Below are 21,833 nucleotides of genomic sequence, written 5' to 3'. Positions count from 1 at the left end.
TTTACCTCGTTTTGCATTAAATCAAAAGAACACTTTTTCTAAATGCAAATATAATACTATTTTTTGAAAAAACATACTTTTGTGGGTAACTAAATTCAGCGAATTATGGACTATGATTGCTGAAATTTATACTTCAATCCATATTCTTCCAGTTTGTTGTACAGCGTCGTACGTCCTATCCCGAGCAGTTCGGCGGCAACCTTGCGGTTCCCGTTCGCCTGCTTCAACGCGCGTAAGACACGCTCCTTGTCTTCCGCATCGCTGCGCAGGGCGAAGCTGACGGGTGAGGTCGCCCTCGTCACGGCAAGTTCCAGATGCTCTTTCGTGACAAGACCCGTCTGTGCCTGCAACACCGCGCCCATGATTTTCTGACGAAGCTCGCGGACATTGCCCGGCCACGCATGGGTCAGCAATGTCTTGCGGGCTTCCCCGTCAAAGCCGATGACATCGCATTCCAGTTCCCGGTTCGCAATTTCACGGAAGAACTCAGCCAGCGGCATGACGTCCTCCTGACAATCGCGTAACGGCGGGACAGTTATCTCGAAGTCATGCAGACGGTACAACAAGTCCTGCCGGAAACGCTTTTCATGGACCGCCTTCTCCAGATCCTCGTTGGTGGCGGCGATGATGCGGACATTGAAACTCCGGTCAGACTTGTCGCCAACGGGACGGAACCGCCGTTCCTGTATGGCTCGCAGAAGCATCTGCTGGGTTTCCGGTGCGAGGTTGCCAACCTCATCCAAGAACAGTGTACCGCCTTCTGCCTCGTGAAAATAGCCTTTCTTACTGCTGTCCGCACCCGTGAACGCCCCTTTGACGTGTCCGAAGAACGCCGACGGCGCAAGCTCTTTGGTAAGCGAACCGCAATCCACCGCCACGAAAGGCTTGCCTGAACGTTTGCTTTTGTCATGCAGATGGTGGGCGATATGCTCCTTGCCCGTGCCGTTCTCTCCGAAGATCAGCACACTCATATCGGTGGGGGCTACCAGCCTTATCCGGTGCATGATTTTCTGAAAGGCGGAACCGTCACGAGCAAACACGGGCATACGGCTTCGTCCGATATTCCGTTCTTTCAGTATGGTACGGAGCAGAGGTACGAGTTTGTCCTCCACGAGTTGTTTGGGTATGTAGTCCAGCGAACCGAGTTTCATGCTTTCAACCGCCGTATGCACTTCGGCATAGTCGGTCATGATGATGAACGGCTGCGTCATACCCTCCTTGCGCATCCAACGCAACAGGTCGATGCCGTCACCATCGGGTAAGCGCAGGTCGGAAACCACTATGTCCCCGTCAGCGGCCTGTTGCAGAAGTTTCCTCGCTGTCGAGAGGCGGAAAGCCTGCACGGTACGGAATCCCTCACGTGCCAGCAGGTTGCAGACAAACTCGCAATACACGATGTTGTCCTCCACCACGATGATTTTTGTCTTATCCATTGTTGTATTTCTTCCTTTCTTCTTTTGCCAGCCGGATTATCTCCGAACCCTTATCCAGCACGGCTCTTACGGCATTGCCTATTGCTTTGTCGTCAGGTGTGCCATTGTGATGAATCAGTTTATAAAGTTCCCTCAACGGTCTGTCGGCACGGATTATCTCCCAAGAGCTGCGCAGGTGGTGTGTTAGGGCGTCCAGTTCCTGAAGGTCTTTCTGTTGTTCCGCTTCCCTGATTGCCTGCATTTCCTTTTCGGTTTCCGTTATCAATTTCTCCAGCATGACGGCTTCATTGCCGTATGACAGCAGGGAGGAGAAATCCGGTTTTTCATTTTGCGCCACATTCATGGCGCATTTGTCTGAAACCTCCATCAGTTCCGATATGGAGAACGGTTTGAGCAAGCAATCGGCAAATCCACGTCCTATAAGTTCCTCCTTGCTGCAACTACCCGAAGCGGTTGTCACGACAACAGGAATCGTCTTTGCATTACCCACGTTGGAAGTGCGCAATAGTTCCAGCAGTTCGAAGCCGTTTATATCCGGCATATTCAGGTCAGTAAGCAATAGATTGTATTTCTTTTTCCTTATCATTTCCATCAGTCCCGCCGCATTGGTACAGGTATCGCAGTGTATCCCTTCCTGTACATACATTTCTTTCAGCATCAGAAGAAGCACTTCGTCATTGTCGATGGCAATGACATTATGGAATGTATAGTTATGATGAATCAGTGTTTGATTTATCTGTTCCGGCAGTTCCTCGGCTGTCTGCATGGGTATTTCCACTGTGAAGCGACTTCCTTTACCTTTATCGCTCTCCAGCCGGATTATACCGCCGAGCATTGTCACAATACGCAGAACAATGGAAAGACCTAATCCGAAGCCGTCCTTTGCGGCAGCGTTTGGCAAACGTTCAAACGCACCGAACACACGTTGCTGTTCATCTTCGGTCATGCCTGTACCCGTATCTTCAACAGTAATTATCAGAACTCCATCGGTATAGTCGGTAGTCAGCGACACACCGCCTTCCTCCGTGAATTTGATGGCGTTTGACAGCAGATTATTTCCGATTTGCAGGATACGTTCTTTATCTGTTTGGACGAGGCCATCCTTGTGGCAATGTATTGTCAGAGCCAATCCCTTGTTCATGGCGATTGGCATAAACTCTGTTTCGAGCGTGTGAATGATTGCGGAAATCCTGCACGGAGAAATGTTCGGCTGTTCCTTACCGTTATCCAGACGGAAAAAACTCAATAGGATGTTGAGCATTTCACGCATACGGTCGGAGGACTGCTGAATATTTTGGATATAACCCCCGATTTTATCCGTATTATAATCTTTCCGCATCAGTCCGGCATAACCGGTTATTGCCGTCAGCGGTGTACGTAATTCATGGGTAATGGTATGCACGGCTTTCTTGCGGGAAGCTATCAGTGCCTCGTTCTGTTCAACAGACTGTTTCAACTGTTCTATTAAATCCGCAGTTTCTCGCTTGTATCGTTTGATACGGGTGATATTTCGGTGGATAATTATGTAAGAGATTATCAATAACAAAACAACGAATCCTGTCAAGCCACCTATCTGAATAAACGATTTTTCACGCATGGTGGCTATCTCGTCCTCTCTCTCTTGCAGGTCAGCTTGTATTTTTCCATCTATTTGGCGAATCAAACTTTTTAACTGACGGTTAAGCTCGGCATTTCGTGCAGCAAGACTGTCAGCGTGTTCCGATAAACGGCGGCTTTGCGCTTGTTGTTCGGCTATCATATTCCGGTTAAGAGAATGGAGCATCGTGGTAGTCACGGTGGGCTTTGCTTCCTCCTTTTTACCAAAGATGCCCAAGAAGCCCTTTCGCTTCAGCTTCTTGGGTTGTTCTTGCACACTCTTCTGCACGATTACAGGTACTTGACTGGTTATCTTATCTTTGATGGCTTGTTGCTGTTCAAGTACCTGCACGATTTGGCGCATCTGCCGCTCCTTGTCTTCGAGAATATGGCGCATACTGTCGATACGCTCTGCCGGATAGATAGCTTTGAAACGGAACAGCATACTGTCTATTGCCATACGCCGGGCATGGTAATGTTCCATGTCTTCATTATCCCATTCCAATATTGTTTCTCCTAACAGAGAAAATCCTGTTAAGCGAAAGTTTAATTCATTAACATGTCGGCGCAACTTATCAGTGGTTCGGTTCTCCTTCTCTAATACTTCAAGTTTTTTCCATTCATACTGATAGCAATATATAATCATTCCTATTAGTATGAATATTAGAATATAGCCACATGATATTAACTTGCGGATTGAAATCATAAAATTAGCGAGGTTTGAAGGAGATAAAATCAACAATGTCCTGAAGGACTTCAGGGGAGATTGTTTCCTCGATTGTACCGTATTCCTGTACCGATCCTGTTTGAGCGTACTGGAAAAGGTGATTAAGTCCGGGATAAAGTTTCACGATCGCTTTCGGGGCGAGTCGTTGCATTTGAGGCATATTCAGTTCCGGGCGAACTTGTATATCCTTTTCTCCGTATAGTACGAATACCGGGCAATCCGTATCAGCAATGCTTTCCGCCGGTGAAAAACAGATATAGTAATTTAGCCACGGGTTATTGTCAGCCGCAATCTTTTTCAGATTGGCTTTCAAAGATGTATGAACGGGAGTATTCTTCCAATTTGCACATATATCCTCAATATTTTCAACCGCCATATTGTTACCCACCCTTATTTTCAGTTCATACATCTTGCGCAATGCCTCAACATAATCCGATACAATATCCGTCGGCATATTGCCTTGTTCCAACATTGTTGCGCTTTGGTCTATCAAAAGCGAGTCACCTCGAACCGCCTGTGCGCCAATGGCAATAATGAAATTCGGATTTGAGAATAATCCCGAATTGTTATCAGCTCCCAACATGAACGCCACTGCCGTTCCCTCACTATGCCCCAGTATTCCAACGTTCTTGAATTTCATTTCTTTGCGCAGGTATTCCATTGCTGTTTTCGCATCCCGTGCAAAATCTTCAGTGGTGGCATTTTTGCCGTCGCCGGTAGATTCTCCATATCCTCGGTCATCATATCGTAAAGTCGCAATGCCGTTTCGGGCAAGGTAATCTGCGATGACAGCAAACGGTTTATGTCCGCATATTTCTTCATCGCGGTTTTGCAGTCCGCTACCTGTTATCATTACAATAGCCGGATTTGCCTCATTAAAACTTTCAGGCAAGGTAAGTATCCCAGCGAGAGTAACACTATCTGATAAGTTATTGAAACGAACCTCCTTTGTAGTGTATGGATATGGTGGCTTAGGTGTTTGAGGTCGCTTTAATTCCACAATGCCCGGCGATAATTCAAGGGCGGCACTCATTGCTCCTTGTGTGCATTTCCCAATGAGTTTCCCATCTTGTTTCCGTCCTGTAAACGTCAATCCGATGCGTCGAACTGTCACATTTACAGAATCAGCCGAAAGGAAATTCACTTCTCCGGCTATTCCGTATGCACCTTGATCCGGAGAATCAAGCGTAACTGACGGTTTGCCATCTTCTCCTGTCTTGAAATTGAACACGATCTTTAACTCCACTTGTGGAGTTATCTTCAACGTACCATGCCACGCTCCCGAAATATTATCATAGGAAGCCATGATGTTTAACATGGAACAAGTGGCTAAAATAGCTGCAATTATTATTCTTTTCATCATTGTAAAACTATTGCTTTGTTAGCTCCATCAGTATATGTCCATATACATCTTTCAAATACAGCACGGCATTATTTTTTAGCTCGTATGACTTGACACATTGTAGATTTGCCTCTATACTTCTCTCCAATTCCATATCATCACAAGATACTATACCCACTACTGCCTTTTCAGTCATGGATATGTTGGAGAAGCCCAAGATATTATTATCCTCTACAAAATTGCCTGATATAATGTTACAGTCAGTGGTGCAGACAAATCCGGTGTTATTCAACTGTAAAACGCAGCCCGATTCCTCGTTTACGTCTGTAAGTTCGTTTGAATTTGTAACGATACTGTTGTACTTTTCAAGTCTCCATTTCCCACACAAACTTTCATCCGGTAAATCATATCTTATTAGTTCCATCAGTATATGACCTTTATCATCTTTCAATACCAAAATGGCATCATCCGTAATTTCGTATGATTTGATACATGGCAGATTAAATACTATGCTTCTTTCCACCATCATGTCATCACAAGCCAACTCGGTAAAGGATATACCGGAGAATTTCAAGGCGCTTTTACTTTTTTCAAATTTACCGGAGATTGTATTGCAGTCGGTGGTACAGGAGAATACTCCAGTATTGTCAAGTTGCAATACATAATCACAATTTTCGTTCACCTGTGTCAGTCCGTATGATGATGTGGCAATACAGTTGTATTTCTCAAGTCTCCATTCTCTGTACAGGGCATTATCTGACGGAGAATTGCATGAGCCAACCAATATGGCTAATGCAAGCATTATTGCTGTAAGAATGTTTGTTTTCATATCATTTGCGTTTTATTGTCTGACATTTTCGCTTGTTCATTTCCTCTGCATACGCTATTTCTCCGTGTTCCCGTATATAGCTGATACAAGCCGGACAATCAGAGTTGAAGAGCAAAGCGAACACTTTGCTTATAAAGTTGGAATAGGTTTTACACTCTCTTACGTCACACTCGCATTCGGCACAAGTATGATAGCCTTTGTTTATGCAGCATTTGCGGATTTTACACCATGATGCTTTCTCGTTATTCCTGCATCCGGGGCATTTCCCAGACAAAAATTTGCGACACGCGCCACAATACAGCCCACAGGCGGCTATATTGTTTATATCTGTTGTCATATTTCCCATATATTCAATATTTTCTATTTGTATAATTTTTGCCACAGCCATAACATTTTCCGTTATGCATGGATATGACACCACCGCAATCGGAGCAAGTCCAACGTTCTTTTTCCCTTTGTAAGAACTTTTTAAGACCGTTCTCTCCAATAAAGGCGAGATTGCCCATCAGCGATTCTATCATCGGATAGGCGTTGGCATACCAACACTCCTTATTGACAATCTCCCGGCAAGGGTATTGAGGGCATTTGTCACAGAATCCGTCCGGCAGACTTTTTCGTATCTCGCATTTGACAATCTTGCATAAATTGGCACAATACTCACCTTTATTGCCCTCACTACGGCAACCCACGCAGGGACTATCTTCTCGCAATGCTTCGCTGCAAACAGCGCAGTTTATCCCACATAGGGCAATCATATTCCTGTCCATAAAACTGATTAATTCAACTTGTCGGAATCATCCCGACTATAAGACCTTTATATCGCAGTCTATCTCTTAGAGATAACTAAGGCTACTAATGATACAAGGTATGCCGTACTGCAAAATACGGCACACTCCAAGTATCAGATAAGATATATGTATTTTTTAGAAGTTTTATTGCTGTTTGTTGACCGAATAGTTGAAAGCCAGTGTGTAACTTGATTCCGCAGGTAGTCCTCCATTGAGACCGGGGTGGAATTTTGGAAGCATACGAGCCACACGCAGAGCTTCGGCATCCAGCACTTGGCCTGAGCTTTTTACAATTCGGGCATCTTTTACTACACCGTCTTTAGCGATTGTGAGCTGAACCACCGCATCCATATCAAGAATACCGTTGACGTATGTGCTTTCAGGGAAAGATATATTCTTGTTGACAAACTCCGTCAACTTATCTTTACCTCCGGGAAAGTTTGGAGCGGTTTCGGTCTTAATGAATGGCACAGCGTCTGCGGCATCAGCCTTTTCAGTTACCTCCACGTCTGAATTTCTTTCTGTCACTCGAATGGTGGAGTCGGATTTTTCGCTAATTTTGTAGCGCAGATCCTCCACCGGTGTAGCGGCTGATACCTCGTTGATTACTGCTGACACCGCAGGGGTTGCCAGACCGATTAACGCGAGTGCCATTGCAGGCACCATGACAAAGGCACGCACACGGGCTTTGCCTGTCGGTTTGCTTGATAACATCATAGTTATACGTTTTTTAAGTGAACTGTGATTTAGACAGTTGGAAAGAGTAGCGAACCTTGCTCCAACTGTCTTTTTTATTAGAAATATCTGATACTCCTCTCGTTTTATGCCCGATGCAAGCACACGGCTGTCGGCTTCATACTCATGAAGGGTATGAAGCTCATTGCGCAGAAGCCATATAGCGGGACAATACCAAGTGATAATAATCGCTGCCTGCATAAAAAGCAAGTCAATCCAATGGCGACATTCTATATGCGCTTTTTCATGGCATACTATCATCTGCCCGAACTCGTACCAGTCACGTCTTGGCATCATGATATATCCGCACCATGCAAACGGGGCGACGCTGTTATGGCGATGAAGTATAATGCGGCAGTCATCCTGTTTTATATGCTCACCTTTGAGAATGAACAGTGTCAGCCGTACCAGTGAAACAAGGAAATAAATAGTCATGACAATAACTCCTATAAGGTAAAGTGTGACTATATAATCCCATATCGGAGTGATTTGCTCTGATAGCGTATTGGCTATATAGGCAACCTCTACCGGATTAAAAGCGATTTCAATATTATTCTCCATAATATCCGCTAACCAAAAGGGATTAAGTATGAAGATGGGGGAAACAAAAGCAAGCGTTATACTGGACAACAACAATATCCTGTTGAACCGGAAACATCCGATATTGGCAAGAACGCATTTGTACACCACCCAGACTACAATCAAGAGGGTACTTGCCAATAATGAATATGCTAAAAATATGCCTGCCATTGTTATTCCTTTCCTCTGTTAGATATTTGCAATATTATTTCCTTAGCTTCTTCATCGCTATATTCCTCGCTTTTAATCAGGAAGTTCACAACATTTTGAATGGAATTGTCGAAATACCGCCTAATGACACTCTTCAGATTTTGTCCACAATAATCCTCTCGCTCTATTATTGGGAAATATATGAAGCCAGTGCTTTCGGCCTTGTGGTCAAGATAGCCTTTCTGTTCGAGAAATTTCACGAATGTGGCTACCGTCGTCCGACTTGGCTTCGGCTCATCGTGAAGGGCAACAACATCTCGAACCGAGAGTGCCCCGCTTTCCCAAAAGAAGTTCATCACTTCTTCTTCTCTTTCTGTTAATGGCCTCATATCTTCCATTTTATATAGTCTAATTAAATTAGACGATTTGATAATGCAAAAGTAGTCTAATTATTTTAGACAACAAAATGATATGGCAGAAAAAATTGATTATAGATACGGATAGTGGAGAAAACCGAGTAGTTCTCTCCACTGTAACCTACGTTTTCGGCTCTTTACTTGTCGCCATAAAGCCCTATGCGGTTGCCTACAGGATCGGCGATGATGGCGAAGTAACCCCAACCGTCAACCTGAATCTTGGTCTTGGGGGTTACGAGCGTTGCTCCGTTGTCCAGAGCTGTCTTCACGCTTGCTTCCAAGTCTTTTAATTGGAGATACACCAGCACGCCTCCATTAGAGGGTGAGAAACCGGGGAACGAGGGGGCCGAGGAGATTGAGCAAACACTCTTGCCGTCTTTCATAAGACAGGCCATTTTCTCGTCGCCGAACTGCGACACTTCCAGCTTTTCGCCGAAGAGTGCCTGATAGAACGCCACCGACTTGTCAAAGTCATTGGTGGGGATTTCAAAAAATGCAATCATACTTTTTATTATTTGATTAGTACGCTGCAAAGTTACAGCGATGTAATAGCCTGTGATAGTAAAAAGCGGACATCCGTGTTAGGTTAAAAGACCTAATGATGATTATCCTCAGCTTTATAATTATTCTGCAATTTGTTACTGAATGATTCCCTGAGAGCTATCCGCAATCCGTTCAAGAAAGATTCTTGGATATATATTGAGAATGTCGGACAGTTGTCGGCGCATAATCGGCACTGGATACAATTTTTCTCGTCCATCGGCAAAGCCGTATCTTTTAGTGAGAATATGTGCATCGGACAAACATTGATACATTTTCCACACTTTATACAGGTAGAGGTATTGAGAAACACCACCTTGTTACCGGCTACTATATATGAACCCTTGCGGCGTATCGGTATGCTTTCAGAATATCCTGCAATCGGATTTTTACAAACAAATGCCAAAGGATGCAATTTCCACCGAAGCTTTTCCGAGAACAGTCTTGCCTTGAACATATCCCGCTCATTCGGTCTGGCTTTATTGTAGCCGTCCATCAGAACCCACGGCCCGGTGCGGTCAAATCCTCGGCAGGAAAATTCGCCAACTATAATTCCACCTTTCCTCTCTATGATTTTTTTGAGGGGGCTATGATATGCCCCCAAAAAAGGTCTGCAACGGGTAGAAAATATGAACACATTTTTACCTTTAAGATTCTGACTTGTAACAAATCGTTGAAGTCGTATATCGTGAGCGGCAAAGTTAATCGCGGAGCCAAAGCCGATAAGGTCATAATCCGACAGGTCGATTGAAGGATTGCTGTCGATAGATACCAATTCGGCAGATAGGGCATCCTTCATGCTTTCCGCAATCTTCAACGTGTTTCCTCTATATGAGGAACGATAGAATATTATTGTCTTCATCTTGCGACTGATATTTTTGTTTCAGGTGTTCCGGGGCCTCCATTTACGCCTTTATAGCCTACAAACATCAGAGAACTCGTGTCAAAGTAATAATCACAGCTCCAGAAAGCAGACATAAAGCCGGTAAGACTGACTTCGATTCTTACTGCATTCTTTCCGTCTAATTTCTCATTTCCTTTCTTTGCTGCCGACATGGTATATAGTTTTATGTTGTCGGGGCGAAAACATTCGTATTCCACAGACCTGCCATTTTTCAGAGTTAATCCCGCATTATAGGCTATGTTTTGATACCACGGCTTGCCTTTACTTTTCACCTTTTTTGAAATCTGTTTTCCATTGAATTTGCCGGATATGGAGTATATCCCATTATTCAGACTGATTGACAGATTGGTGTTTGAAGAAGTATTTACTATCTTCCAACTCTCTGTTTTATAACCGCTTCCTAAGATATACTCATGCTTCTCATTGCCTTGAACCGTGTACAGGTATATCTTTCCATTCTTGCGTTCTTCCATCCATTTGATGGATGTTTTGGTCTTGCCGCAGATGGAAATGTAATTTCTTTCCTGCGCCATAGCAAATGCTGCAAGAAATAATGTAAGTACTATTGTAATAATATGTTTCATAGACAGTTATTGTCAAAGATAAAATCCACATATTTGGAAATCATAGCTTCCATTCTTTCCCATGCTTCCGGGTTACTGAAATCTATGCCGTTGATTTTGTGGTATTGCCTTGTGAAAAGAACAATGTAGTTGATTGCGGATATGATTATTGCAATCGACATATTGTTGTCGACACTCTTGCCCAAATACCTGTTCAGTTCCTCCTGCAATTTATGACCGACACGCTCACGTTCTTCTATAATTCCCTTGAAAGATGAATGACCTGAAAGTTCCCATACCAAAAGTTCTTGCATGATTACATTATCTTTTAGATAGCTAAGCTGACACATAAACACATCCTTAACAATCTGCTTTATGTTACCGTCTTTGGCTCGTTTAATGGTGTCAATAAACTCTGAATAGGCAAACGAATAATAGTCATGACGCTTTGCCCATTCCACGAGCAAACCATCCAACCCACCGAAATAGCGATAAATCAAAACCTTATCGCATCCGGCTTGATTAGCGATGCGATTAACTCCGATTTTGGTAAAACCGTCGTTCTCTACGATATGGCTCACGGCTTCAAGGAGCCTCTTTTCTGTTTCTTTCAATTCCATCTTATATAATGTCACTAAGTGGTGACAAAATTATAAAAATAATCGGTGACAACCAAATACAAGGCTGTATAAACGCTATTTTTCAAAATGTGAAATAGTCGGAAACAGGAGAGTATCGAGCAATATACTCTTTCGGTGTGTAGCCGGAGAATAGCTTGAATTCTTTAATCATGTGGGATTGGTCGGTGTACCCACATTCGTATGACAGCTGCGCAAAACCTATTCCCTCATTATGCTGCATGACAGATAAGGCACGTTGCAACCTGACTATACGCATGAAATCTTTGGGTGTCGTTCCTATGTTTTCCGAGAAAATCCGGGAGAATTGCTTTTCGCTCAGGCACGCAATATTCGAAAGTGCCCTGATATTTGTCTGAGTGGAATTGTTGATATGACGTACCACTTCCGCCAGTCGTGGCAGATGATAAGGTGTCCCGTACATCAGGCACTTATAGAAATAATTCTCTATCAGCTCAATGCAGATGTCGTGATTTTCACTGTCTTCAACTCTGTGTGCCAAATCACACAAGGCTGGATTTTCAATGTCCGCAACCGCCACATTCCTGTCACGCAGTAAAGTGACCGGCATACGGAAGAATATTTTTGCCGCATGAGGCTGGAATACTGCCACAATCATTTCAATGTCGCCGGTTGAAGCCACATCTGAATAGCCGCTTTCCTGACCGCAAATAAAACTCTGCGGCTGTAATTCATCACGGTTCGTGACTTTCAGCCTTTCGCCACGATGGAACACAAGCGACATACAGCCCGTCGGCAAAGTGCGTTGCGACACTATGCCTGAGGTACTATCCTGCAATATCCAGTAATACCGTATGAACGGTTTCAGGGCAGGCGTTGGCTGTATGATTCTGAATGTCTGCATCCCGCAAAATTACGACATGATTATTTTCGATGATAGTAAAAAACGGACATTGGTGTTATATGCCTCACTCAACCGTAAATTCCTCTGAATGATAGCTGTTGTAAAAACGACCGGATACATTTGTTCCGAATCTCTCATAATTTATGTGTTATATGGTGATGTGAGCAAACTCGCGGTTTATCCAGATGGTAGCCTCATTTCCGATAAAGCGAATAAGCACATAGTTCGAATCTGCCGGGCCGGCGGGGAAATAATTTATAAAATACTCCTGCCACATCCGCTTGCGGGTTACATCATCCGTAATGATTTCGACTGTGCCGCGCAAAGCAACACTATCGCCATAAAATGAATAGGAAAGCCCGGCTTTGGGATTGAGCCTGAAATCGGCAACCTTTTCGGAGTCTGCTGCGGTCACTACCCAGACCTCATTGCATCCTAACGAATGAATTTTATCCAATGGCACAGGGCGTGGAAAACCATCTGCATTGACCGATGCCAACGTAACCTCTTTGCACTGCAAAAGCAGGTGTGTAGCTTTTTCAGTCAAACTTCTTTCATCTTTCTCTTTCCAACGTTTGAGTGTTGGGAAGATTTGTTGCATTTGAGCCTTTGCCTGTTGGGGCGTCAGATTCCAACCCGTTTCCTTGTTAATCTGGTCGGTAAACTGAGTGCAGAACTCTATCATCTGGCTCATGTTGAAATCTTGGAGGAAAACACCTCCTTTGTAGCAGTAGCCACAATAGTCCTTACTTTTACTGCCGTCTGAATTTGTGCCGATGTTACCCTCTACAAGGGGCATACCGCAGCTTTGACAAAATCTTTGTTCCATATGTTCTATCATCGTTTTCAAATAATCAGTTCACTATCCCGTCATCTTTTTTTGAATTTCTCTTTTGCGTATTCGTAGGATTCAAGGATGTAAGGTTTTAATAATTCAAATGTCGCTTCAGATGGGGTTAAAGCGCAAATCCAGCCCATCCACGCATAAACCGGATGCGGCATAATGACATCCTTTGCGGTAAATTCATACGGCATATCTACAATGCAACCTTTACATGGACGTTTGGGCAGTTCTCCGAATAAAGTGCGGAAAGTCTGTTTTCTGACTCCTATATTTATTCGCCACACATCCTTGCGGTCAAGGTGGGAAGCTCGATCATTGTCGCCATCCTTTTCTTTTATCGTCAAGATATAAACCCCACGTTTCAACACTCCATCCGGATTGTAGAAAATCCCACGCTCGCCCCAACTGTTTACTTCGACCGTCCCTTCAAGGTTGTCAAGGCAATATTTCAAAATATCATCAGGTGCAATAGCCATCTTTAATCAAAACATTTAATTAACCTGTACATCGTTTCTATATCCTTCGATGCCATCTCGAATTTTGACTTTTCAATCAGAATGTTCTGGCCGGTCATAATGTAAGAGGGCATAATGCGTATTCCATTATAGAAAATCTCTGTATTACGTAACTTGTAAGTAGATATACTTGGAACGGCATTTTTCTTGGTCGCCTTCTTGCATATCATATTAAAGGCTTTCTTTGCCACATCCCCCATAAGCATGATAACCTTGGCGTTTGGAAACAAAGCAAGCTCTTTTTCCAGATAGGGCAGGCTATCCTCTATGCTCTCCTTTGAAACGGCATATTCGGTTTTAGGTGCCTTGACAGCATTGGTAATGTAAATTCCATTATTCAGAATGTCTTGTACTGAACCTATCTCTATTCCTGCTTTTCTGAACATCGGAATTGTCGTTGACATATACGCGGAATCCGGTTTCCCATAGAAATCATCTTCCGGACATGACGGGACAACCTCATTTATCATGATTGCCTGTATCGTTTCCGGCTCAATATTTACGTCATTAAGCCGTAGATTTTGGGTATCCCCACAGAGTTGTTGTAGTTCCGACTTTATATTCATGATTTACTTTTAATTCAAATGTTAACCATTAAATAATCCTGCTCTCACTCTGTTATAGTCTCAAAGCCAAATTTGCAGCATATAATTATCTTGTTGACCTACGGTTCAACGTTTTCAATCGGTTTAAAGATTTCTTCAAAAAACATTGCAGATTCCTCCGACAAACGCCGGGTTGCAGCTATACTTTGAGCCAACACAACTCCTTTTGAATTGATTCGTAATGGCTTCTCTTTACTCTTCGGATAACCGAATCTAAGAAGTGGCACAACCTCATCAGGAATGAGGCGCGGTTGGATAACACTGCCATTTTCTCCCCATACTGCCCATTCGGCACAGCAATTAAACGGTTCCTGATGCTTGCAATGGGGTTTGTCGCCGGGAATAATCATCGTGAGATTCTCAGGCACACTCTGGAGACTTTTATAAGAAACGTCTTTTGCACAAAAGAATGCGTCAGAGACCTTAACGACAACACCTTCGGGAATAAGAGACCTGTAAGGATTTCCGAGTTCTCTTATGCAATAGTCGAAGGCTCTTTCCTTATGAGTCACTTCCAATCTTGCCATTATGTAGAGATGCCTATCAAGCAATGAGACCGGAAATACGACATCTCCCTCTTTTATTGATGCTATTGATGGCATCCTTGAGTGGATGCTGCCAAACACTACTTTTATAGGCCCTGTGTCATTTGATTTTCTTAGTTCGTCCAACCAGTCCTGAGGCCAGTAAACAGTATAATATGCCATAATATGATGTTACTTGTTTCTATTCAAAAAAGCTGCTGCCAGTTCGGGGCTGTTCAGTGTCATGGCTGACGAGTCTTCGAGATTTTCAGCGTCTTCATCATCCGATATTGAAATGAAGAATGTGATTTCTTCGGTGCCTTCTCCGAATATTCCCGAGCCTTTGACCTGCGCCATCGCTGATATCATTGCGCTGAAGAAAAAGGCTTCGCCCGGCAAAGTGGCGTGGTTTTCCCACAGCGATTTGCTGAGCTTCACCAGTTCGCTGCCATGTCCGTCAGAATATCCCCATTCATCCGGATGCCATTTGCTCTCGTCATCGGGTTCTTCGTCTTCGCTTTGAAGGTACTCCAACGTGTTCACAGCGAGAAAAAGAGAGCAGCAATACCTGTCGGTGACCAAGGCGGCAGTGTATATGTGCTCATCATCTATGCGCCCAAGAATTTCGCGCAGGTCAGTTGCAACCGCATCTCTGATTTTTTCAGTCACTTCCTGCCAGAAGGGGGCTATGGGCGTCGCCGGCTGTTCTTTTGTCCGCCAGTTGGCTTCAAAGTCCGACGAGTTTATGTAGCCGATATACTCTTTAGCTTCTTCCGAACCGAGTTTTGCGGCATCCTCAAGATATTGGTATCCCAGTTCTATATCCGTTTCGGTGCCACGACCGAAGGCATACGCCACGCCGAGTGCGGTGAGCACCTTGACGGTTATTGACTCCCATAGGTTGTCGATGTCTTCCCCGGCTTCATGAAGATACTCGAATGCCACATCGTCGTCTTGAACTGTTCCCAGCCCCTCCTGATAGCATAAACCGAGGTAGGCGGCGGTCTGCGTCCGGGTGGTCTCGCTGCATTTCGGGTTTTGGTATGCCTTTTCAAACCATTCCACAGCCTTGGCGTAGTCCTGCTCCACATCACCGAAGCCTTCAAACAGATAATATCCTACCTCAAATTGTCCTGCGGGATGTCCGCATTTGGCAGCCATTTCATAGAGTTGATATGCAAGGTCGATATTCTCATCCACTTCTTCACCGGCTTCGTAGATATGCCCTGCATTGTATGCGGCTTGTGGGTCGCCCCTGCGGGCAGCCTCCACATATCGCAACAGCCCACCGTATGAGTCGCCCTTCTCGGTGCGGAGATAATAGCCGTAGTTGTTGCAGATTACGGGTGAAATATCCGCCAGCATCAAGTAATATTTCTCATAAACATCTTGCGCAATCTCGCAGAGGCCGGATTTGCGTATGTCGCAGTAATTGCCCCATCCGGCACAAAGCCCGCCGTCGAAACTGCGCTCGTACCACACCTTTGCTATCGGCCAGGCCCATGCGTTATAGTCGCTTTCGTCTTTGAATTGCTTGGCATAGTCTAGCTCGACACGCAGATAGTCGCCCCAATAATACACATTGCCGACCATGTAGCAACAGAAGGCGTCGCCACGCTCTGCCTGACCGAGAATCTCCTCAAACGCTTCCTTAAACGAGGCGAACGGCATTGCACGTTCCACCGAAGGGGTGAGGTTTGCGCTTCGCGCAGCACAAAGAACGCCCGTGGCACTGCCCATCATCGCGCTCTTCTGCATCAGCTTCGATGCGTTTTCATCGTCAGCTTTGAAGCCTGCCTGCGGCCACACATACGACTCACCCATGAAGCAGCGGGCTATGAATGCCAGCGCATCTGCATCGCCCTTTTGCGCCTCCAGTATAAGTATTGAGTATCCCCGGCGTATTTCATCGCGGTCAAAACTTGACCAAATCAGCTTGACTGCCGTTTTCACCTGCCTGCTATATTTACCTTTCATCTTTCTCTTCGTCTAAAAATCTGAATACCAGTCTTCCAAAATAATCGTTTACGTCAAACTCCTCCCAACAGCTCAGAGGATCGGGCAATCTCTCGCCATCAATCAGACTCCACAGCCAGTTCCGCAAGAGACCGACATCAAAAATAACACCTCTGTAACCAATAGGCACCGGCTCCGACCACCTTACATATTCAACTTTATATCCGGTGGTCGGAGCGGTATCATTGTCACGCCTGCGGATGTTGATATACCCGCCATCGCCTTTAGTGAAATCATAAAGCATCCATAGCGATTTGCCCTCTATGATATCTTCCAAAGCACAGAACACATCCGCCATATCAAAGTATCGGAAATCCTCGCCGTCAACACATAGTTTCGTCTCTGCCTTTTCTTGCTCGGGATGGATTTTCTGACAGTGCCAGCCGGTCATATCGGGGAGCAATGCGGTGCGGAAGAAGTCACACATGATATCGGCGGCCATGTCGCAATCAACGTCCGACCGCCACATTCGCAGCATATACCCGTTGACCATAAAACATACCGCTATACTGCTATCCTTAAAGTAATCAATTGAGTATGCCTTTGCATAGCTGACTAACACCACCGGCACGCATTTTTCAAGGTATACGCATTCATTATCCTCAATGTCGTCTATGGCATCAAGGATCTTTTCCTCGGTCACGTTTGATGTGCGTATATCCCCGTTCTTTGTGCCCAACACATATTGTGGCTTGCGGACTTTAAGTCCGGAAAAGATGTCTCGTGTATCGTTGCTCATTTTCAATTAACGGTTTTTATGTTCAGCGGTCAGTTTGCCGCTCTCGATTGATATGTATGGCATCGTAATATGATTCCGTCAGAAATTAGATATTGACATCCCCTTGATTCCACATTTCATGACGCTACGTTTAACCTTTTCGATAGTTGCGTCCGTAACGCCATCTCCTACTGATATGTGAAGTTCAGAGCCGTTTTTGAGTCGGTTTATCTGAACGGAATCCATTGATGCAAACCAATTGGATAGAAAATCCGTGAAAGCGGGATTACTTGTATCTAATATCAAAGGGTCACTGTCCTGCCCAGAGAAATTATTGTTGCAAGTTATCAGGCTGTCGCTTGAAATTTCAAGTACAACACCAAACGTCCTGTCAGCATCAGTATATTCAAATGAGGGTCTGTCACCACCTGCTAATGCAGAGTCTTGGCTATTATTCGCTGATTGGCTACATGATACAATTGTCATGGCACAACCTATAAACAAACATAAAAGATTCTTCTGTTTCATCTTGATGATTTACTCGGTTTAATTAGTACTCTTGTTAACTCTACTGAACACGTCTATTCAAGTACTTGCTGATAACCATTGCTATCCAACCTATTGCAAGATATACTATTGCATAGACGACAAACCATAATTCATGTATGTCAAAGAAAATCCATGTCCCGGCAAGAAACGCTACGGCTGACACCAATGGAAAATTCCACATTTTCTTTATGTCTTTCCCGCAGCGATAACCAAGAATCGCAGAATAAATAGGATTCACAATTAAGAAAAGCATCATGCACAGTGCCATTCCGGAACATTCAGACGCAAGCCGGGCAACGGCAAAAGGCAATGCTAACATCACAAGGATTGTGATTGCCAGCCAAATAATTATAGCTCTTTTATTAACCATCAGTATAATACTTATTTTAGTATGTCGGAAAGGCTCGATTCCACAAACATTGTCGGAGTAAACTCGACAATCCGGTAGTCAGCAACACCATTGATGTAGAACGGATCTTGCTTGATGATAGAATCAACCACTGCACGGCTTTCGGCCTTTATCAATATTACGCCGCCCACGCGGGGAGTCTGCGGACCGGATGCGATGAAATCGCCAGCCGCATAGTGCTCGGCAAGATAGTCACGATGTGCCTGAAGGAAACGGTCGACTTCTTCAAGCGGTTTCTTATATGTCAGAATTGTAATAAACATGGCTGTCCGGTTTTTCCAGCGTTTGAGTTGTGGAAAGAATTGACGCATCATGTCTTTTGCCTGTTCCTGTGTCAAGGTCTGTCCTGACTCCTTGTTTATCTCGTCGGTAAACTGAGCGCAATGTTCAATCATCTGCTCCATAGTGAAGTCTTGTGTGAATCTGCCATCCTTATAGCAGTAGATACAGTAATCCTCGTTGCGACTGCCATCAGCATTAGTACCTTTGTTGTCTGTAGTCAGCGGCATTCCGCAGCTTTGACAAAATTTATGTTCCATATTCTTATCTTATTTTTGTTTAATCAAACCTTCCAAGACAATCTTAGAAACCTCAGCAATGATGGCTGAGGTCGTTGCTATGTCGTAATTGGAATCAGCAACAAACACGGCAATAGAATATCTTGTACCATTAGGCAAATTCACATATCCACAATCATTTACTGCGGATATACGACCTTCGGGTGTCGGAAATCCTGTACCTGTCTTATGTCCTATCAGGGCATTAGTAGGCAAAAGGGGTAAAGCAAGCCTGTCAAGCCCCGTGCGACACTGTTCAAGCATGACGGATATTTCAGAATATGACTGTGATGCGTTTCTCAATTCGTGGTAAAACCTATCAAATAGCTGCGCCATTGCCAAAGGTGTGGTACGGTTAAGATAGCTTAGGTATGGATCACGGTGCATATCTTCTTCCGAGGCTCCGATTACAATCTCATCAGAGATACCCATTTGCCTCATTATTGATGTTACTCCCGATGTTCCACCGACGCGATGCAGGAGTATGTCTGCCGCATTGTTGTCACTCTCAATCAAAGACCATTCAAGCAGTTCTCTTATAGTCATGGTATTTCGGCTCTTACCATACTTTTTGAGCATTGGACTATATGTGTCCTCGTTCAAGTCATTCTTCCTGAATGTTATGGAATCGTTCAGCGACATACCGTTAGTATCTATCCAGTGCGCTACCGTCAGAGCCAGCGGAAATTTGACTACGCTCATCATAGGGAAATCCCGATTGCCGTTGACAGAAGCGGTGTCTTTGCCATTGATAATGACCGCGACACCTATCCGGGCATCTTTCCCTTTGATATACTCCTGCAAAGCATTCTCTATCGTCATGTTTCTTTCAGCGAAAACAGGCGATATAAAAGACAAATATATAATTATAAACAGTAACTTTCTCATTTTGAATACAGTTTGTTCCTAATTAGCATACAAGCGTAGATGTGAGCCATCCAATGCTTGGAAAACGGCATAAGAATCAGCCCTTTCAAATCCTCGCCACACCAGTAATCTATCAACCATTTTGCATTATCGGATTGGCTTACTACACATAAGGATTCAAGACGTAATTTATCTTCGATTGTAAAACTACGCTTCAAATCTGCGAATACCAGATTCTTGAGCATAAACTCAGTATTAGCTTTGACCTTTGTAGAGTATTGATATAGTGCCTCTAAATCCAATTTTTCCGAAAAGTCACCGATACGCTGTTTTACAAGTTCATTGCCGGTAGTTATTATCGGAGAACCGATGCGCTCTTGAAAATTCTCGGAAAAGAATATTTGGACATCTCCGTTAATCAGAGTATGGCTGACAATATCCTCAATACGGAATATATGCCAGATGGAATAAGCGATTGTTTTGCTGTGAAAGCCATCCTTTCCTATGAATGGCATAGCATTAAAATCATCACGACATAATTCCGCTTTTAATTGTAATATGGCGTTGAACAATTGTTTACGCAACAGCAACAGATTTTCAATCCCCAAATGAAATGTGTTTTCATTGGAGATTTCTTCTTTTATCTTACTGCATAATTCTATCAGTTCGTTATCCATATTGTCATCAGTCTTATTCTTGGCGATTGCCTTCTATCACCTGATTTATCAACTCCCGGACTTCATCGTCTGACATTTTTCTATCTCTTACAAGAGTGCTTATCACGCCACGAATGGAATTATTGAAATATCGCTGAACGACATTTTTCAGATTATTGCCACAATACTCCTCTCTTTCTATAATGGGATAATAGATGAATCCGTTGTTTCCTGCCGGCTTGTGGCCTAAAAAGCCCTTCTCGACAAGAAACTTCACGAATGTAGATATGGCGGTTCTGCTTGGACGAGGTTCGGGATAAGTGGCGATAATCTCCTTAACGGTAGCTTCACCCTTCTCCCAAAACTTGTTCATCACTTCTTCTTCACGCTTGGTAAGTTGTTCCATCATCAAATGAAATTTGGTATATGCAAAATTAGTCTAAATAAATTAGTCGGTCAAGCAAATACGGCTATTTTTATGATTTATAAGCAAACGTTATTATTACGACAATGAAATTTATAGATTAATAAATGAAAATGAAGCAAGAGAATGTAGATAATTATTCCGCTTACTTCATTTTTTTATTTACATTTTTATCCCTTTCGGACGGTTTTCATCCTTTAACTGAAAACCCGGATGTCCGATGATGACATGATCGGCAATGAAGTTGTTTGACGAACTTTGTTCATTTATCAGGCTACTTTCTTCAATTCTGTTGTTCCCACTTAGCATACATCTCCCTTGAAAGTTCCACGATCTCCCGGCTCAACTTCACAAGGTCGATGGTATGTTTCTCCAACTTGTAGAGCAACGCCATCGCCTTCTTCTCCGAAAAGTGGATGCGCAACTCTTTAACGACCTGATTGTAGTTCGTACCGATGGCACGGAACTGGGCGTGGAAGTCCGACAGTTTGGTGTAGTAGTCCACCAGCGTCTTGTCCACCTTCAGCACCTTGAACTTCTGTCCGAAGAAATGCGCCTTCAGAAAGACGGCTTTCGCATACACCTGTGATTCCTCGTACATCGTCAGGAACCTGTTCCATTCCACATCATCGAAGCGCACCATCACGCAGTGTGTCTTCGGATTCAATTTGGGATTTCTCCCGTACTTGCTCTTCTTTTTCATTCTTCTTATTCTTTTAATTTTATGGCTTGTCCATTGTTTAATCTTTGATTAAGGAACCCCGAAATTATCCGACTGCGGAGGATAATTCTGCCCACGGCAGTGAAGGTGTTTTCAGTTACTTAGAATTATTCGGGTAACTGAAAATATATCTTGCTGTGTCTTTGAGGGCACAAAAATCCTCCGTTTGTCGGATTGGGAAAACACCTTTCAAACTCCAAGTCGCTTCATCCGGGTATTCCTCACTGTTCGGGTGCAAAGTTACGCCCTTAACACGGTATCGGACAGTGGTTTGAACCGGACAATGGCTACCTATCGACGCAATATGCAGCCACTTATCGAAA

Annotated in this window: 27 protein-coding genes and 1 pseudogene; all 28 read right to left on the bottom strand. The window is 43.9% G+C overall.

The genetic code is table 11. The features are described 5' to 3' along the window. Positions 1 to 110: 110 nt before the first annotated feature. On the bottom strand, positions 111 to 1,433 hold the full coding sequence (locus tag D7V92_RS17400) for a sigma-54 dependent transcriptional regulator (protein ID WP_121773388.1): 1,323 nt from the start codon (positions 1,431 to 1,433) through the stop codon (positions 111 to 113). Next, positions 1,426 to 3,735: an ATP-binding protein gene (locus D7V92_RS17395; RefSeq protein ID WP_121773409.1), complete on the bottom strand. Its 2,310-nt coding sequence runs from the start codon at positions 3,733 to 3,735 to the stop codon at positions 1,426 to 1,428. The genes D7V92_RS17400 and D7V92_RS17395 overlap by 8 nt, the downstream gene beginning before the upstream one ends. Positions 3,736 to 3,739: 4 nt before the next feature. Further along, positions 3,740 to 5,119 (bottom strand): alpha/beta hydrolase, encoded by a 1,380-nt coding sequence (locus D7V92_RS17390; RefSeq protein ID WP_233572874.1) that lies wholly within the window; start codon positions 5,117 to 5,119, stop codon positions 3,740 to 3,742. Between the two features lie 7 nt (positions 5,120 to 5,126). Continuing rightward, positions 5,127 to 5,927: an META domain-containing protein gene (locus tag D7V92_RS22100; protein WP_158598892.1), complete on the bottom strand. Its 801-nt coding sequence runs from the start codon at positions 5,925 to 5,927 to the stop codon at positions 5,127 to 5,129. 1 nt (position 5,928) lies between these two features. Then, complete coding sequence (locus tag D7V92_RS22545; protein WP_121773387.1) at positions 5,929 to 6,273, bottom strand: DUF3795 domain-containing protein; 345 nt, start codon at positions 6,271 to 6,273, stop codon at positions 5,929 to 5,931. Between the two features lie 4 nt (positions 6,274 to 6,277). Then, positions 6,278 to 6,694: a DUF3795 domain-containing protein gene (locus D7V92_RS17375; protein WP_233572873.1), complete on the bottom strand. Its 417-nt coding sequence runs from the start codon at positions 6,692 to 6,694 to the stop codon at positions 6,278 to 6,280. Positions 6,695 to 6,859: 165 nt separating this feature from the next. After that, the gene (locus D7V92_RS17370) at positions 6,860 to 8,200 is read right to left on the bottom strand and encodes a M56 family metallopeptidase (RefSeq protein WP_121773386.1); all 1,341 of its coding nucleotides are present in this window, start codon (positions 8,198 to 8,200) and stop codon (positions 6,860 to 6,862) included. A 2-nt stretch (positions 8,201 to 8,202) separates the two neighbouring features. Further along, positions 8,203 to 8,568, bottom strand: coding sequence for a BlaI/MecI/CopY family transcriptional regulator (locus D7V92_RS17365; protein WP_121773406.1), 366 nt, complete (start codon positions 8,566 to 8,568; stop codon positions 8,203 to 8,205). Positions 8,569 to 8,732: 164 nt separating this feature from the next. Beyond that, entirely contained in the window at positions 8,733 to 9,098 is a 366-nt protein-coding gene (locus D7V92_RS17360; protein ID WP_121773385.1) for a VOC family protein, read from the bottom strand. A 92-nt stretch (positions 9,099 to 9,190) separates the two neighbouring features. After that, the gene (locus D7V92_RS17355) at positions 9,191 to 9,997 is read right to left on the bottom strand and encodes an EFR1 family ferrodoxin (RefSeq protein WP_121773384.1); all 807 of its coding nucleotides are present in this window, start codon (positions 9,995 to 9,997) and stop codon (positions 9,191 to 9,193) included. Then, a complete protein-coding gene (locus D7V92_RS17350; RefSeq protein ID WP_121773383.1) occupies positions 9,994 to 10,623 on the bottom strand; it encodes a hypothetical protein in 630 nt (209 codons plus the stop codon). The genes D7V92_RS17355 and D7V92_RS17350 overlap by 4 nt, the downstream gene beginning before the upstream one ends. Beyond that, complete coding sequence (locus D7V92_RS17345; protein WP_121773382.1) at positions 10,620 to 11,222, bottom strand: TetR/AcrR family transcriptional regulator; 603 nt, start codon at positions 11,220 to 11,222, stop codon at positions 10,620 to 10,622. Before D7V92_RS17345 ends, D7V92_RS17350 begins: the two co-directional genes overlap by 4 nt. An 82-nt stretch (positions 11,223 to 11,304) precedes the next feature. Next, entirely contained in the window at positions 11,305 to 12,105 is an 801-nt protein-coding gene (locus D7V92_RS17340) for a helix-turn-helix domain-containing protein (RefSeq protein ID WP_121773381.1), read from the bottom strand. A 148-nt stretch (positions 12,106 to 12,253) separates the two neighbouring features. Continuing rightward, positions 12,254 to 12,934, bottom strand: coding sequence for a zinc ribbon domain-containing protein (locus D7V92_RS17335; protein WP_121773405.1), 681 nt, complete (start codon positions 12,932 to 12,934; stop codon positions 12,254 to 12,256). 41 nt (positions 12,935 to 12,975) lie between these two features. After that, positions 12,976 to 13,425 carry a DUF6194 family protein gene (locus D7V92_RS17330; RefSeq protein WP_057250590.1) on the bottom strand — a complete coding sequence of 150 codons (450 nt, stop codon included), beginning with the start codon at positions 13,423 to 13,425 and terminating at the stop codon, positions 12,976 to 12,978. A gap of 2 nt (positions 13,426 to 13,427) precedes the next feature. Further along, positions 13,428 to 14,030 carry a uracil-DNA glycosylase family protein gene (locus D7V92_RS17325; protein WP_057250588.1) on the bottom strand — a complete coding sequence of 201 codons (603 nt, stop codon included), beginning with the start codon at positions 14,028 to 14,030 and terminating at the stop codon, positions 13,428 to 13,430. Between the two features lie 98 nt (positions 14,031 to 14,128). Next, entirely contained in the window at positions 14,129 to 14,776 is a 648-nt protein-coding gene (locus D7V92_RS17320; RefSeq protein ID WP_057250586.1) for a hypothetical protein, read from the bottom strand. 9 nt (positions 14,777 to 14,785) lie between these two features. Then, entirely contained in the window at positions 14,786 to 16,570 is a 1,785-nt protein-coding gene (locus D7V92_RS17315) for a DUF4303 domain-containing protein (RefSeq protein ID WP_121773380.1), read from the bottom strand. Continuing rightward, positions 16,560 to 17,348, bottom strand: coding sequence for a hypothetical protein (locus D7V92_RS17310; RefSeq protein WP_121773379.1), 789 nt, complete (start codon positions 17,346 to 17,348; stop codon positions 16,560 to 16,562). The genes D7V92_RS17315 and D7V92_RS17310 overlap by 11 nt, the downstream gene beginning before the upstream one ends. Before the next feature lie 78 nt (positions 17,349 to 17,426). Next, positions 17,427 to 17,855 (bottom strand): hypothetical protein, encoded by a 429-nt coding sequence (locus D7V92_RS17305; protein ID WP_147441529.1) that lies wholly within the window; start codon positions 17,853 to 17,855, stop codon positions 17,427 to 17,429. Positions 17,856 to 17,895: 40 nt separating this feature from the next. Continuing rightward, on the bottom strand, positions 17,896 to 18,246 hold the full coding sequence (locus D7V92_RS17300) for a hypothetical protein (protein ID WP_199718918.1): 351 nt from the start codon (positions 18,244 to 18,246) through the stop codon (positions 17,896 to 17,898). Between the two features lie 11 nt (positions 18,247 to 18,257). Then, positions 18,258 to 18,824, bottom strand: a complete 567-nt coding sequence (locus D7V92_RS22540) for a zinc ribbon domain-containing protein (RefSeq protein WP_233572872.1) — start codon at positions 18,822 to 18,824, stop codon at positions 18,258 to 18,260. Positions 18,825 to 18,833: 9 nt separating this feature from the next. Beyond that, a complete protein-coding gene (gene bla, locus D7V92_RS17285) occupies positions 18,834 to 19,730 on the bottom strand; it encodes a class A beta-lactamase (RefSeq protein WP_121773377.1) in 897 nt (298 codons plus the stop codon). Further along, entirely contained in the window at positions 19,727 to 20,386 is a 660-nt protein-coding gene (locus D7V92_RS17280) for a phage head-tail adapter protein (RefSeq protein WP_121773376.1), read from the bottom strand. Before D7V92_RS17280 ends, bla begins: the two co-directional genes overlap by 4 nt. Before the next feature lie 13 nt (positions 20,387 to 20,399). After that, positions 20,400 to 20,771, bottom strand: a complete 372-nt coding sequence (locus tag D7V92_RS17275) for a BlaI/MecI/CopY family transcriptional regulator (RefSeq protein WP_121773402.1) — start codon at positions 20,769 to 20,771, stop codon at positions 20,400 to 20,402. 180 nt (positions 20,772 to 20,951) lie between these two features. Then, positions 20,952 to 21,047: pseudogene (locus tag D7V92_RS22750) on the bottom strand (DNA methylase); the annotation flags it as partial. A 25-nt stretch (positions 21,048 to 21,072) separates the two neighbouring features. Beyond that, the gene (gene mobA / locus D7V92_RS17265; protein WP_121773375.1) at positions 21,073 to 21,492 is read right to left on the bottom strand and encodes a conjugal transfer protein MobA; all 420 of its coding nucleotides are present in this window, start codon (positions 21,490 to 21,492) and stop codon (positions 21,073 to 21,075) included. Between the two features lie 115 nt (positions 21,493 to 21,607). Next, positions 21,608 to 21,833, bottom strand: a 226-nt coding sequence (locus tag D7V92_RS22535) for a hypothetical protein (RefSeq protein ID WP_233572871.1), incomplete at its 5' end; no start/stop codon positions are given.

Origin of the sequence: Parabacteroides sp. CH2-D42-20, from assembly GCF_003670185.1 — a bacterium.
In the GTDB taxonomy this organism is placed as follows: Bacteria; Bacteroidota; Bacteroidia; order Bacteroidales; family Tannerellaceae; genus Parabacteroides; species Parabacteroides distasonis.
This window is presented reverse-complemented; position numbering and strand designations above follow the sequence as displayed.